The sequence below is a fragment of the Paraburkholderia ginsengiterrae genome (assembly GCF_001645125.1).
Classification (GTDB): domain Bacteria; phylum Pseudomonadota; class Gammaproteobacteria; order Burkholderiales; family Burkholderiaceae; genus Paraburkholderia; species Paraburkholderia ginsengiterrae.
Genome location: NZ_LXKA01000221.1, coordinates 77919 through 91947 on the forward strand (window position 1 = coordinate 77919; position 14029 = coordinate 91947).

The 14029-nt window shown below is 61.4% G+C and carries 13 protein-coding genes; 8 read left to right on the forward strand and 5 right to left on the reverse strand.

The window, feature by feature from the left end; translation table 11 throughout:
• The first annotated feature begins 17 nt into the window (after positions 1 to 17).
• Complete coding sequence (locus A6V37_RS16925; protein ID WP_131799918.1) at positions 18 to 944, forward strand: alpha/beta fold hydrolase; 927 nt, start codon at positions 18 to 20, stop codon at positions 942 to 944.
• Positions 945 to 967: 23 nt separating this feature from the next.
• Here the strand turns inward: A6V37_RS16925 and A6V37_RS16930 are convergent, their stop codons facing one another.
• The 3 genes from A6V37_RS16930 to A6V37_RS16940 all read right to left on the reverse strand — a co-directional run bounded on the left by A6V37_RS16930 (position 968) and on the right by A6V37_RS16940 (position 3582).
• Positions 968 to 1177 (reverse strand): hypothetical protein, encoded by a 210-nt coding sequence (locus A6V37_RS16930; RefSeq protein ID WP_064286145.1) that lies wholly within the window; start codon positions 1175 to 1177, stop codon positions 968 to 970.
• Positions 1178 to 1434: 257 nt separating this feature from the next.
• On the reverse strand, positions 1435 to 2184 hold the full coding sequence (locus tag A6V37_RS16935) for a maleate cis-trans isomerase family protein (protein ID WP_064270390.1): 750 nt from the start codon (positions 2182 to 2184) through the stop codon (positions 1435 to 1437).
• Positions 2185 to 2229: 45 nt separating this feature from the next.
• On the reverse strand, positions 2230 to 3582 hold the full coding sequence (locus A6V37_RS16940; RefSeq protein WP_064286146.1) for an MFS transporter: 1353 nt from the start codon (positions 3580 to 3582) through the stop codon (positions 2230 to 2232).
• Between the two features lie 293 nt (positions 3583 to 3875).
• Here A6V37_RS16940 and A6V37_RS16945 point away from each other — a divergent pair, with 293 nt between their 5' ends.
• The 3 genes from A6V37_RS16945 to A6V37_RS16955 all read left to right on the forward strand — a co-directional run bounded on the left by A6V37_RS16945 (position 3876) and on the right by A6V37_RS16955 (position 7048).
• On the forward strand, positions 3876 to 4799 hold the full coding sequence (locus tag A6V37_RS16945; RefSeq protein WP_064270392.1) for a LysR family transcriptional regulator: 924 nt from the start codon (positions 3876 to 3878) through the stop codon (positions 4797 to 4799).
• 167 nt (positions 4800 to 4966) lie between these two features.
• Positions 4967 to 5926, forward strand: coding sequence for a D-2-hydroxyacid dehydrogenase family protein (locus tag A6V37_RS16950; protein WP_064270393.1), 960 nt, complete (start codon positions 4967 to 4969; stop codon positions 5924 to 5926).
• Positions 5927 to 6082: 156 nt separating this feature from the next.
• Positions 6083 to 7048 (forward strand): O-fucosyltransferase family protein, encoded by a 966-nt coding sequence (locus tag A6V37_RS16955; protein ID WP_064270394.1) that lies wholly within the window; start codon positions 6083 to 6085, stop codon positions 7046 to 7048.
• 46 nt (positions 7049 to 7094) lie between these two features.
• Here the strand turns inward: A6V37_RS16955 and A6V37_RS16960 are convergent, their stop codons facing one another.
• On the reverse strand, positions 7095 to 8024 hold the full coding sequence (locus tag A6V37_RS16960) for a LysR family transcriptional regulator (RefSeq protein WP_064270395.1): 930 nt from the start codon (positions 8022 to 8024) through the stop codon (positions 7095 to 7097).
• 164 nt (positions 8025 to 8188) lie between these two features.
• Here A6V37_RS16960 and A6V37_RS16965 point away from each other — a divergent pair, with 164 nt between their 5' ends.
• The 3 genes from A6V37_RS16965 (at position 8189) to A6V37_RS16975 (ending at position 11910) form a co-directional block, all read left to right on the forward strand.
• Positions 8189 to 9130, forward strand: a complete 942-nt coding sequence (locus A6V37_RS16965) for a hydroxymethylglutaryl-CoA lyase (RefSeq protein ID WP_207547660.1) — start codon at positions 8189 to 8191, stop codon at positions 9128 to 9130.
• Positions 9131 to 9137: 7 nt separating this feature from the next.
• Positions 9138 to 10289: a CaiB/BaiF CoA transferase family protein gene (locus A6V37_RS16970; RefSeq protein WP_064270397.1), complete on the forward strand. Its 1152-nt coding sequence runs from the start codon at positions 9138 to 9140 to the stop codon at positions 10287 to 10289.
• A 181-nt stretch (positions 10290 to 10470) separates the two neighbouring features.
• Positions 10471 to 11910 (forward strand): MFS transporter, encoded by a 1440-nt coding sequence (locus A6V37_RS16975; protein ID WP_064270398.1) that lies wholly within the window; start codon positions 10471 to 10473, stop codon positions 11908 to 11910.
• A 33-nt stretch (positions 11911 to 11943) separates the two neighbouring features.
• On the opposite strand, the gene A6V37_RS16980 is transcribed toward A6V37_RS16975, so the two are convergent.
• Complete coding sequence (locus tag A6V37_RS16980) at positions 11944 to 12837, reverse strand: LysR family transcriptional regulator (protein ID WP_064270399.1); 894 nt, start codon at positions 12835 to 12837, stop codon at positions 11944 to 11946.
• A gap of 156 nt (positions 12838 to 12993) precedes the next feature.
• Here A6V37_RS16980 and A6V37_RS16985 point away from each other — a divergent pair, with 156 nt between their 5' ends.
• A complete protein-coding gene (locus A6V37_RS16985) occupies positions 12994 to 13977 on the forward strand; it encodes an aldo/keto reductase (RefSeq protein ID WP_064270400.1) in 984 nt (327 codons plus the stop codon).
• Positions 13978 to 14029: the final 52 nt, after the last annotated feature.

The window sequence follows — 14029 nt, forward strand, 5'->3', positions numbered from 1 at the left end:
AGGAGTGCAGTCAATGGGTGGAAACCTGTTCTGGCCTGAATGCAGGTTCTGGAAAATCAGGACGATTTGACAAGCGATCGGCGCTTTCGGTCAGGCATTCCGGCAGAGGTCGGCTTATATTGATTCCACTGTGTTATTTGCGAGTAAGGATCGGCATGCCTTTTTTTGAACGCGATGGAATACGCTTTGCCTACGATGAGTTCGGCCCTTCCGGTGCCCCTGTCGTTGTCTTCAGCCATGGCTTTCTGATGGATAGCGACATGTTCCAGCCGAACATCGCGACACTCAGCAATGAGTTCCGTTGCGTCGTCTGGGACCAGCGAGGTTTCGGCGCAACAGGCGCCGTGACCCGCAAGTTTAGCTACTGGGATTCCGCGCTCGATCTCATTGCCTTGCTCGACCATCTGGAGGTTGCGTCGGCGTCGCTGGTCGGCATGTCCCAAGGCGGATTCATATCGATGCGCGCGGCGTTGCTGGAGCCGGATCGCTTCCGCGCGATTGCACTGATATCGACACGAAGCGACACCGACTCCGAAGCGGTTCAGCAGTCGTTCGAGGAACTGAAAGCGGAGTGGGCGCGCAATGGTGCGAAGAACGTCGCACAAAACATGTCGGCGTTTCTGTTCGGTCCCGAGTACGGAGCATCGGAATGGGTCAGGAAATGGCTGAATGCCGGCGCGGATCATTTCGAACATCCGGTGAACGCCCTTGTCTCGCGAGATGACATCACGCCGCGCCTTGGCGAGATTACCCATACGTCGATCGTGTTTCATGGGCTCGCCGACCCCGCCATCAGCCCTGAATGCGGCAAGGCGCTCGCCGCCCGGTTGCCGAACTGCAAAGATCTGGTACTGGTTGATCGAGCGGGACATACGCCGAATTTGACCCACGCCGACATTGTGAATCCACCGTTACGCGATTTCCTGCTTCGCTACGCACGCTAGTAAAAGAGGTGCGTTCTTCGAACTTACTGGCTGGCCGGCGGGACTTGACTGTTGTTTTGCGACGCATGAGCCGATGCATTTTGATCCGCGCCGCTCTGGTTCGCTCCGGGCGGTTGATAGCGAGGGTGTTCGTGATCGTGATTCACATGCATATGCATATGCTCGCCGGCAAAAGCCGATGTGAATGAGGCAATACCTATTGCCGCGACTGTGAAAAACGCAATGACTCTCATGATGACCCTCTCCGCTTGATCTGAATCGCGTTGGTTGAACGCTCCTTACATTCTATGCACGGTGAGGGCCGGTGCAAACTCGTGAGTGGCTAGATCTGAATGATCGCCATTAAGACATTCGTTTTATGGACAACAAGTTAACCATGTTGCCGGCAGGCGCGGTGATTTCCCACTCGATTGAGCATTGTCACGTTGGCCCGTCGACCGCCCAAGGGGGCTCCGGTCACGTGACAACATCGCGCTGACTACCTTGCAGATCACGCGCCGGCAAGCAATGCGCCCGCGCCAGGAACGACCGGTTCGAGATTCAGATGATCCAGCATGCGCCGGACAGTGCAAACCGCGGTTGAGACGGTGCGGATTCCCAGCATGTCTTCAATGCGCTGAATGGCCGGCAACGAAGGCATCTGGACGCATGCGGACGCCACCACGACATCGGCGCCTTCCGTGTTCAGACCGCGAACGTCCTCGATTAACTGCATCGGATCGCGCAGTCCGACTTCGAGGTTGTCGGGAATCTCAAAGGACATGGAATCAATGACCTCGATGCCTTCGTGCTCGATATAGGCTACGACGAGGTCGGTCAGAGGCCGCATGTACGGCGCCATCAGCGAAACCCGGCGGGCGCCCATGATCTTCAGTCCTTCAATCAACGCTCCCGCGGAAGTCATGATCGGCGCGAGGCAATGATTTGCACGAGCGACCTCCAGCAACTCACGTTCGGTTTGCCGATGATAGCCGGGCCCCATCGCCATGATCGCGACCAGGCATGCGGTGCTCATGACGTCGACACGGGCGTCGGCGAGTTCCGCCGCGCAGCGCAGCCCCTCTTTGTTCATCGCTTCCAGTTGTTCTTTCGTGACCTTGTGCATGCGCATCCGGCTCGAATGGAAGGTGAATCGCTCGGGGCGGATCGCTTCGCGGGCACGCAACATGGCGGGAATTTCAGTTTCCATGGTCGTGTTCGAGCTTGGGACGATCTGTCCGATACGAAAGTTTTGAGGCATGCTTCTCTCCAGAATAAAGGTAGGTATCCGAAATGGTGAACCGACTCAGTCCGGCATGCCTTGGCCTTGCGTCTCGGGCAAGAACCACGGCAGCACTATACCGAGCAGATACACGGAGCCGAGCGTCAATGCCGCCTGGGACACTCCGCCGAACGATTTGATCATGCTGCCCGCGATAATCGGGAACACCCACGCAATCAATCGCGCCGCATTGAACACGAAGCTGATTGCCGTGGAGCGCACACTGGAAGCGAAGAGTTCACAGGGGTAGATCGCCATCCAGACATAGGCGCAGCCCAGCGTGAAAAAGCCATTGATCGGGGCCACGACCATCATCGTTTCAACGCTGGTGGTCAGTTTGTACGTGATGAACGTTGTTACCAGTGCGCCAACGAAAGTGAGCGACAGGAACGCTCGCCGGCCGATGGCATCCACCACGAAGCCCGCGACCATATAGGCGGCAATCGCACCGACGGTGTACGCAATTGAGACCTTCGAGCCCCACGACAAGGCGTCGGAAATACCTTCGGCTTTGGCGAGCGACACGGTATAGGTGGGCAGCCAGCTGGAAATGGCCCACCAGCCGACGGTCGTGACGATCGACAGCACTAACAGAAGGATGGTGCGGCGCAGCGCCACGGGTTCGCTGAAAAGTTGTTTGAGCGTGAAAGGCCGCTTGTCGGATGCAGGCGCGCCGCCCGCAACCGTCTGGGGGCTCGTCGCGCTCCAGCGTTTTTCGCGCACCGCGCGTTGCCATTTCTCGGACTCGCTTACCCCGCGGCGGATATACAGCACAAATAATGCCGGCACCGCGCCAAGCACAAACATCAGGCGCCAGGTTTCGGCACCGAGTGGATGCGTCGACGAAAGTGCATACCAGACCACGGCAGCGATCAGCGTGCCCCAACCGAAGCCCGATTGCAGGAAGCCGGCCCCTTTCGCGCGCGCCCGCTCCGGCCAGGTTTCCGACAACAGCGCGACGCCCGTGCTCCATTCACTGCCCATGGCGAGGCCGGTCAGGAAGCGCAGCGCGCACAACATCCAGAAGCTTTGCGAAAACGCGGTCAAACCGGAAAACACCGCATAGAGGAATACGGACCAGAGCATCATCCGCTTGCGTCCGACGTAGTCAGCCATGATTCCGCCGATCAGACCGCCTGCCCCCCAGCCGAGCAGCGTGATGCCGATGACGAGGCCCGCGTAGGTCGTGGGGGATGCGGCTTGCGCCGGTGTCAGCACCGAATGCAGCATCGGTCCGAGCACGACGACGAGTGCCAGTGCCTCGAAGCCGTCGAAGATCCAGCCAAGAAAGCTGGCCTTCAGCACCCGCCAGTGCATCGCCGTCAGACCGTCGTACCAGCGAGTTCGCGGGTTCAAAGCAACTTGTTCGTGTTCCATCTTTCGTCTCCTTTATGGTTTCAACAGCGCTTTCCCGCGTTCCGGCCTTGTACGGGTTGGCATTGCCGGAAAGACCAATGTGCCGGCTTCCAGGACAACTCTGCCCCCTCGACATAGAATCGCGATATGCGCTGCCCGATCCCGCCCCATGACCGCGGCCAGGCAAGGATCGAACGCTATGGCACACAGAATGCCGATTGCCGGTCGCGTTGAAAACTTCTCAATGTTCATTAGAGCCATCGCCAAACGCGATGGGTGCAAAGCGGGCGGATATCCGATTCGAAGGAGTGAGGATGCGCGTTTCAGCAGACCGGCCGTTGCGACTCGACATGGAGTCCCTGCGCATATTCGTGGCGGTCATCGAGGAGGGGAGCATCGCTGCGGCGGCGGCCCGCACGCATATCGTGGCGTCGGCCGTCAGCAAGCGCGTATCGGATCTCGAAGACGACGCCGGCACGCCGCTGTTGTATCGGCACAGCCGCGGTGTTCAGGCGACACCCGCGGGCGAGGCGCTCTATCACCATGCCAAGCGGCTCGGCGAGCACCTGCAGCAAATTTCCGACGAAATGTCTGAGTATTCAGCGGGCTTGCGCGGGCATACCCGGATTTATGTGAACTTTACCGCCATGGTCCAGTATCTGCCGGGTGCGCTGCGCTCCTTCCTGCGCGCCAACCCGAAGGTGCGGATCGATATGGTCGAGAAGTCGAGCGATGAAGTGGTGCAGGCGATTGCAAGCGGCGTCGCGGATCTCGGGATCTGCGCGGCGGCGGAGGACGCGCTCGGCGATCTGCAATGGCGTCCGTACAGCGTCGACAAGCTGGTTGTGATCGTGCCGTCGGATCATCGGCTCGCCGGGCGCGCAAGCGTGAGTTTTGCGGAAGTTCTGGAGGACGACGTCATCAGCATGCCGTACGGCACCTCCATTTCGAAGTTGTGCCGTGCCGCCGCCGAGCGTGCCGGCATGCGGCTTCGCGTGCGCATCGAGGTGACCAGCTTCGAAGGCGTGCGCAATATGGTCAGCGCGGGTCTCGGCATCGGCGTGCTCCCGAAAGGAAGCGTGACGCCTTATATGCATTCGGTGCCGTTTTCCGTCATTGAGCTCGACGAACCGTGGTCGCTGCGGCCGTTGCTCATCATTGCACGCCATTTCGACACGCTGCCGCTTCCCGCGCGCATGCTGGTCGACCACCTCGACAAGCAGGGCGACGTGCCATAAGGACGGTTGCAGGTCCCTTGCGACCCATCGCGGTTCGCGATGGGTGGCGTCACGACATACTGGTTTACGCCGTGAGGCCGGTTTCTTAGCATTCAGCGGGTAGCAAGATCACCGGACACCGGACCCCGATCAACGCATTCATTCTTTCCATTCCTGGAGCGCGCAACATGGACCTCAAACTCCCGATCAAGGTGGCAGTCCTCGACGACTATCAGAACGTCGCGCTGAGCGTGGCGGACTGGTCGCCCCTTAAGAACCTGGCTGAGGTCACGGTGTTCAACGACCACGTCGCCGATATCGGGAGCGTGATCCAACGCCTGCAGCCATTCGACGTCGTTTGCGTGATGCGGGAACGCACGCCGCTGACGCGCGCAATCATCGAAAGCCTACCCAACCTGAAACTGATCGCCTCGACCGGTGTAGCAAACGCGTCGATCGATGAGGAGGCGGCGGCGGAGCGCGGCATCGAGATTCGCCACACGGGCTATTCGTCTACGCCGACGATCGAGATGACGTGGGCGCTGATTCTCGCGATGGCCCGCAATATTCCGCTCGAGAATCAGTCACTGCGTGAGGGAGGCTGGCAGCTTGCGCTTGGCGAGGAACTCTCCGGCAAGACGCTGGGATTGCTGGGGCTAGGCCGGATCGGTTCGGCCGTCGGGATCATCGGGCGTGCTTTCAGAATGAACGTCATCGCGTGGAGTCAGAACCTCACGGAGGAGCGCGCCGCGGAAAAGGGCGTGCAGCGCGTCAGCAAGGATGAGCTGTTCTCCAAGGCAGATTTTCTGTCTATCCACCTGCGGTTTAGCGAGCGGACCCTTGGATTGGTCGGTGCGGCGGAACTGGCGCAGATGAAGCCGACGAGCCGGCTCATTAATACGTCGCGCAGCGCGATTGTTGACTCTGCCGCGCTGCTCAAGGCACTGACGACCGGCCAGATTGCCGGCGCCGCACTCGACGTATTCGACGTCGAACCGCTCGACAATCCGGACCCTCTGCGCGAGCTGTCCAACGTGCTCGCGACGCCTCACATCGGCTATGTGTCGAAGGAGTTGTATCGCACCTTCTACGGCGACACGGTGCGCAATATCGCTCAGTGGCTGGAGGAAAGCGGGCGCGCCGTATAGCGCGGCAGATCTGACGCGACAGTGTATTGATGCGAACAATGCGGCATCGGAAAACTGTTCCACGATGAGTTATGCGATGCTATTCTTGCCCGAAAGTTACCGTAGCCAACGCTCCATAAGGTCACTCGTACACGTCAAATTCATTCGGGGTCGCACATGTTGCGAAGGGTGGTTGATCGCGTCAGACAATTCAGGCGCAGTGAGGGATTTAAGCACTCGCTTGCCACGCCAATCCGTTTCTCTCTGCATGCGCGGCAGCGTCTGAATCGCGGTGTATTTGCCATTGAAATCAGGGAAAGATCAGGTTTCTTCTCCGTGATGCAGATGGTGCTCTTTATCCTCATGCACTGCGAAGAAAAGCACCTGACACCGCTGATCTCCGCGCGCGGTGGCGTGTACGGCGATCCGGAAGGCAAGGTCGATTGGTTCTCGGCGCTTTTCGAGCGCGTTCCGCCGTCGGGTGATGCAGCGTTGCCGCACAGGGTACGGATATCCATCGTGCGCGATCTGGAACAACTGGGCTTCCGGCGGCGCTATGAAGCACGCCTTGGCCTGCAAAGCGCGAGCGAATTATTTCGCTCTTATTACCGGCCAGCAGCGTTTGTTCGCGACGAAGTCGCTTCAACATGCGCAAGACTCGGTATCTCCGAATCCACTCTCGGGGTGCATTTCAGAGGCACTGATAAAAAGTTTGAAGCGGAGACGTTGCCCTGGAGCGATTTCTGCCGGCACGTCGAACAGACGCTCGCACTCAACACGCAATTGACCCACCTATTCGTTTCGAGCGACGAGCAGGCTTTTATCGATTTCTTCTGTGAGTGGCCTTTCAAGTGTCCGATTAGCGTGGCGCCCGCCAAACTGCTATCCAAAGGAGATGTGCCGGTGCACTTCAGCGGCTATCCGGGATTGGACATGGGGCGCGAAGCGCTGCTGTCGAGCTTGTTGCTTTCGAATTGCGGATATCTCGTGAAAACGCCGTCTTACTTGTCGGCGTGGTCGAAGATCTTCAACCCTGACTTACCTGTTACGTTGGCTGTGCCACCCAGGCCCGACGCGTTCTGGTTTCCCGACAGTCAGATCTGGGTCGGGCAGGAGCAGGCCATGGGCGGCAAGGCGGCCTGATACTTTGCCGCGGACCTCGAAGCGTCCGGGCAGATCCGGTATGCGCTTAATGCGGCGGCGCGGCGCTCGGGCGCGGAGCCCCGGCCCGGTTCACGAGATAATCAACCATCCGTTGCGCGGCCGGCTGTAGCGCATCAAAGCTCCTGAAACATACGACGAACCGGCGCTGTGCCCACGCATCGGCGAGCGGGATCACGTTGATGCCAAGCGCCGGCCGATACGTCTCGGCTACCTCAACGGGCACGACACTAATCCCGAGGCCGGCCGCAACGACGCGAAACGCTGCATCGAAGCTCGACACGACCACGCGATACGACACGGTCTTGCCCGCACTCGCGGCCGCGCGCTGAAGCATCGTATGCACGGCCGTGGACGGCAGCAGGCCGACGTGTTCGTAATCCAGCGTCTGCTCGAACCACAGGGACGGCTCGTTCGCGAGCGGATGATCGCGATGCACGGCCAGCGCCAGCCGGTCCTGCCGATACGGCCTGTGCTGCAAGCCCTGAAGGTCGACGTTGTCCCAGCACACGCCTACGCTTGCCGCGCCTTCGCGCAACTGCCGCACGAGATCGGATGAGAGCCGTTCTTCCACGTCGACCCTGATGTTCTCGTTCGAGGGCTCGCGCATGAAGGACGAAATGTCATCGAGCAAAGCCTCCGCCATCGCCGACGCCGACGCGCAAATACTGACGCGCCCCTTCAGCCCGCCACCGAACGCGGCCACATCGCTCGCTATTCGCTCCATCGTGAAGAGCACGCTGCGCGCATGCTCGAGCAGCGCATTGCCCGCGGCGGTCGGCTCGACCCCGCGCCGCGAGCGTGTGAGGAGCGGCACGCCCAGATCGCTTTCGAGTTGCGCGATGCGCTTGCTGATCGCGGAGGGTTCGATATGGGCCTCCTCCGCCGCCCGCGCGATGTTGCGGCGATCGCACACGGCGACAAGCAACCGCAGGGTTTTCAGGTCGATGTCGCGCATCTTCTGTCTCCACACATTCAGACATTCCGATTCGGAACGCTGGCGGTTCCAAAATACCGCTGTAACGTCTTTCGGGAATGTCTAAAGTTAGCACAACGGTTAGCACATCGGTTAGCACAACGCCGGCGTAGCGACGACCGGCCAAGCTCATGGAGACAAGCAACGTGCCCTCGTTCCCCCCGAATGCCGTCATTCGCGAAGTCGGCTTGCGCGACGGACTGCAAAGCATCCAGCGCATTCTTCCAACCGAACGCAAGATCGAATGGATCGCCGGCGCATATGCTGCCGGTCAGCGCGAGATCGAGGTCGGCTCGTTCGTGCCGGCGCGCCTGCTGCCACAATTGGCCGATACGGCCGAACTCGTGACCTACGCGAAGACGTTGCCCGGTCTGCGTGTTTCGGTCCTTGTGCCCAATCTGAAAGGCGCCGGGCGCGCGATCGAAACGGGCGCGGATCTGATGCTCGTGCCACTGTCGGCCAGCCGCGCGCACAGCCTCGCGAACCTGCGCAAGACGCCCGATGAAGTCGTCGCCGAGGTGGCGCGTATACGTGCCGCGCGCGACGCGGCGGGCTCGAAGACGCTGATCGAAGGTGGCATCGGCACGGCGTTTGGCTGCACGATCCAGGGCCGCGTCGAGCAGCCGGAGGTGCTGCGCTGCCTGCAGGCGCTGCTGGATGCGGGCGCCGATCGCGTGAGCATTGCCGATACGGTCGGCTACGCGGGACCGGCTGCCGTGCGCGAACTGTTCGAGAAGGCACGCGACATCGCGGGCGAACGCTTCTGGTGCGGCCACTTTCACGATACACGCGGCCTCGCTCTCGCCAATGTCTACGCCGCACTCGAAACCGGCGTCGCCCGCTTCGATGCAACGCTCGCCGGCATCGGCGGCTGTCCGCATGCGCCGGGCGCGAGCGGCAACGCATCGAGCGAAGACCTTGCTTTCATGCTCGCCGGCATGGGGCTCGAAACCGGCATCGATATTGCCGCGCTGCTGGCGCTGCGCGCGATGGTCGCGCGCTGGCTGGAGGGCGAAACGCTGCACGGCACGCTATGGCTCGCAGGTCTGCCGACAACCCACGCCGCCACCGCTACAACCGACGCCTGAGGCCATCATGAACCACGACACCCGACTTCCCCTCGACGGCGTTCGCGTCATCGAATTCACGCACATGGTCATGGGGCCGACATGCGGGATGATCCTCGCCGATCTCGGCGCCGAAGTGATCAAGATCGAGCCGCCGGGCGGCGACAAGACCCGCAACCTGCCCGGCCTCGGCATCGGCTTCTTTCGTACTTTCAACCGCAACAAGAAGAGCGTCGTGCTCGACATCAATTCGCCGGAAGGCAAGGCGGCCGCGGTCGAACTGATCGGCACGTGCGACGTGATGCTCGAAAACTTTCGTCCCGGCCTGATGACGAAGCTCGGTCTCGACTATGACACGCTTTCGAAGCAGTACCCCGGGCTCATCTACGTATCGCACAAGGGCTTCCTTCCTGGCCCGTACGACCGGCGTCTCGCGCTGGATGAAGTCGTGCAGATGATGGGCGGGCTTTCGTACATGACAGGACCTGTCGGTCGTCCGCTGCGCGCCGGCACGTCGGTCAACGACATCATGGGCGGCATGTTCGGTGCGATCGGTGTGCTCGCCGCGCTGCGCGAACGCGAGCACACGGGTCTCGGCCAGGAAGTGCAAAGCGCGCTCTTCGAGAACTGTGTGTTTCTCTGCGCGCAGCACATGCAGCAATACGCGATGACGCGCGAGCCGCCGCCGCCAATGCCTGCGCGCGTGTCGGCATGGAGCGTCTATGACGTGTTCACGCTCGCCGATGGCGAGCAGCTTTTCATCGGTGCGGTAAGCGACAAGCAGTTCGTCACGCTGTGCGATGTGCTGGCGTGCCCGGATCTTGCCGCTGAACCGGAGTTCGCCACCAACGCGTCGCGCGTCGCCGTGCGTGCGCGGCTGCTCGAGCGGCTCGGCAACATTCTGAAAGACCATCGCGTCGGCGAACTCTCGCCGAAGCTCGAAGCGGCGGGCATCCCGTACGCGCCGATCGTGCGTCCGGAGCAGCTGCTCGATGACCCGCACCTGAAAGCGAGCGGGGGCCTCGTGCCGATGCAGACCGACGACGGCGGCATGACCGATGTCGTCCTTCTGCCGATCACGATGGGCGGACGGCGGCCCGGCGTGCGCCAGGCGCTCGCGCGGGTCGGCGAGCACACGCAAGAGGTGCTGGCGCGGCTGAAGCGGCGGGTGACCACCTGAGCGTTGTTTTACGCGCGCCGTGCCTGTGTTTATCGGCACGTGCATCCGCACGGTTATCGGCACGTGTCGGGGCCCGCTCGAATTGTCGCAGGCGCATCTAATCACGGAGCACTTGCACACGTTTACCACGGCAGGCACCCACACAAATAATTGCCGCCGATGCAAATGTCAGGAGACAGACATGCAGCAAACCATCACCGCGGGCAGTCCCGCGCTCGACACGCCTGATGCGCGCACCGGCATCAGCCACGGCGTGGACATCTCCGCGCGCATGGATCGGCTTCCGGCGACGCGGCATCTGTGGATGCTCGTGTTGCTGATCTCGCTCGGCGGCTTTTTCGAAGTCTATGACCTGATCTTCACCGGCTATATCGCGCCGGGAATGGCGAAGAGCGGCCTGCTTCAGACCACCACGCAGGCGTTCTTCGGCTTCACCGGAATTGCCGCCTTTATCGCAGCGACGTTCGCCGGGTTGTTCGTCGGCACGTTCGGATTCGGCTGGATGCCGGACCGCTACGGACGCCGCGCCGTGTTCACGTTTTCGCTGCTGTGGTACTCGATCGGCTCGGCCATCATGGCGTTTCAGACCACGCCCGAAGGCGTGCTGCTGTGGCGCTTCATCACGGGCATCGGCGTGGGCCTGGAGATCGTCACGATCGACACCTACGTCACCGAACTGGTGCCGCAGCAGATGCGTGGCCGTGCGATCGCGTTCAACCAGGTGGTGATGTTCGCCGCTGCGCCCGTTGCGGCGATCCTCTCGTGGTGGCTCGTCCCTGAGACCGTGTTCGGGCTGGACGGCTGGCGTGTCGTGGTGCTGGCCGGCTCGGTAGGCGCGATCATCGTCTGGTTCATCCGCCGTGCGGTGCCGGAAAGCCCAAGGTGGCTGGCCGCACAGGGCAACATCGAAAAGAGCGAGCAGATCGTGAGCAGGATCGAGGCGATCGTCGAGCGCCAGTCGGGCGCGAGCCTGCCGCCGCCCGTGCAGGCGTGCGAGCAGCCCACGCTCCGGCGCGCGGCCCTGGCGGAGCTGTGGCGCGCGCCTTATCGCTCGCGTCTTCTCATGCTGATCGTCTTCAACTTTTGCCAGGCAATCGGCTACTACGGATTCGCGAACTGGGTGCCGACACTGCTGATCGGTCAAGGCGTCACCGTCACGAAGAGTCTCCTCTACTCATTCATCATCGCCTTCGCCATGCCGGCGGGACCGTTGCTCGCGATGCTCTACGCGGACAGGATCCAGCGCAAGCATCTGATTGTCGGCGGAGCGCTGGCGGTGATCGTCTGCGGACTCGCATTCGGGCAGATGAAAGAAGTGGTGCCGCTCATCATTCTCGGCGTGATGATCAGCCTTGCGGGGCAGACGGTTTCCGTGTCGTTTCACGCATACCAGTGCGAGCTTTTTCCGACCGAGGTCCGGGCGCGTGCGAGTGGCATCGCGTATTCAGCCAGTCGCATTGGAGCCATGATGTCGGGCTTCATTATCGCGTCGCTGCTGAAGGACTTCGGCGTGCCTGGCGTCTTCACCGGGATCACGGTCTTCATGATTCTTGTGGCTTTCATCATCGGCGTGTTCGGTCCGAGGACCAACGGTGTACGGCTTGAAGAACTCAACCGCTGAGGGAGTCGATTATTGCTGGCACGCTAAAAGCCGCTACGTCTTTTGACGCAACGCATTGGCTACGACGACGAACGCGGGAGTCGGCTGGCGGCGGCTGGGATAGTACAGATGAAAGCCAGAAAACGACGGGCACCAGTCGGACAGCACACGCACCAGCTCCCCGCTTTCGATCTGCGACAGGACCCGTTGTTCTGCAACGAAGGCGAGGCCAACACCAGCAAGCGCGGCTTTCACGGCCATCGTCGCGGTGTTGAAGACGAGTTGCCCCTCGACGCGGACGTTGAGCTCGCGTTCTCCTTTCTTAAACTCCCACGCGTAAATGCCGCCGGACGTTGGCATACGGATGTTGATGCAGTTATGCGCTGTCAGGTCTTGCGGAGTCTTCGGCTTTGGATGCGCGGCGAAATAACCGGGCGTGCCGACAACGGCCATGCGCACGTCGGGGCCGATGCGAACGGCAACCATGTCCTTGGCAACCTGCTCGCCGAGCCGCACGCCTGCATCGAGCCGCTGTTCGACGATGTCCGTGAGTCCGTTGTCGATGACGATTTCGATCGTGATGTCCGGATAGTCGGGTAGAAGCCGTTCGATCACCGGCCACAGCAGCAGTTCTGCCGCGTGCTCGCCCGCGGCAATGCGCACGGTGCCCGCCGGCTTATCGCGCAAAGCGGTGAGCGCACTGAGTTCGGCCGCGATCTCATCGAGCCGCGGGCCGACCGACTGGATCAGGCGTTCGCCCGCTTCCGTGGGCGAGATATTGCGTGTTGTCCTCGCCAGCAGCCGCAGGCCGAGCCGCGCTTCCAGATTACGCACCGTCTGGCTCAGCGCTGACTGGGACACCCCAAGCTTCGCGGCTGCCTTGGTGAAGCTGCCTTCGCGAGCGACGGAAAGAAATGCCGTGATATCGGATAGATCGGAACGCGCCATTTATAAGCCCACCTTCTAACTTCAAGAAGATTTTAGCTCTTTATCGCAGAAAGAAGGGTTGCTACATTGAAATCCTGGCAACCGTGACGTTCTGGAGAAGGTCGCGGACGAGCCGTGCCACGGCCGTGTAACAGCAAGCGATCAAGGAGTTAGATGATGGAAAAACGTATTCTCGGAAAGAGCGGACTGGAAGTCTCCGCAATCGGCCTCGGCTGCATGGGGCTGAGCTTTGCCTATGGGCCCGCAACGGAGCGGACCGACGCGATCAAACTCATCCGGTCCGCCTTCGAGCAAGGCGTGACCTTCTTCGACACCGCCGAAGCGTACGCGCAGGGCGCGAATGAGGAGTTGCTGGGCGAGGCGCTTGCGCCGTTCCGCGATCAGGTTGTGATCGCGACCAAGTTCGGTTTCGAAGGCGGCGACGTTCAGAATGGCGTCAATAGCAAGCCGGCCAACATTCGCGCCGTCACGGACGCCGCTCTCAAACGGCTGCGCACGGATCGCATCGACCTGCTCTATCAGCATCGGGTCGATCCTGACGTGCCGATGGAGGATGTCGCCGGCACGGTCAAAGACCTGATTCAACAGGGCAAGGTCAAGCATTTCGGCATGTCGGAAGCGGGTGTCGAGTCGATCCGCCGCGCACATGCGGTGCAACCGGTCGCGGCGCTGCAAAGCGAATATTCGCTGTGGTGGCGCAAACCGGAGAAAGAGATCCTGCCGCTGCTCGAAGAACTCGGCATCGGCTTCGTGCCGTTCAGTCCGCTCGGCAAGGGATTTCTGACCGGCGCGATCGACGCAAGCACCGGCTTCGACAAATCGGACTTCCGCAATATCGTGCCGCGCTTTTCTGAAGAGAACCGCAAGGCCAATCAGGCGCTGGTCGACGTGCTCAAGCAGATCGCCGCGGGTCTGCACGCAACACCGGCGCAGGTCGCGCTCGCGTGGCTGCTTGCACAAAAGCCGTGGATCGCGCCGATTCCCGGCACGACGAAGCTCCATCGACTGACGGAAAACGTCGGCGGTGCGGCTATCGAACTGACACCCGCCAACCTGAGCGACATCGATGCGCAGCTTGCAAACATCCAGGTGCAAGGCGAGCGCTACCCCGCTCATTTGCAGGCGCGCGTCGGCAAGTAACCGCTTCACGTGACGCCGTGAGCGTGCGGGCGTCCGCGCAGGGTAGCCCCAC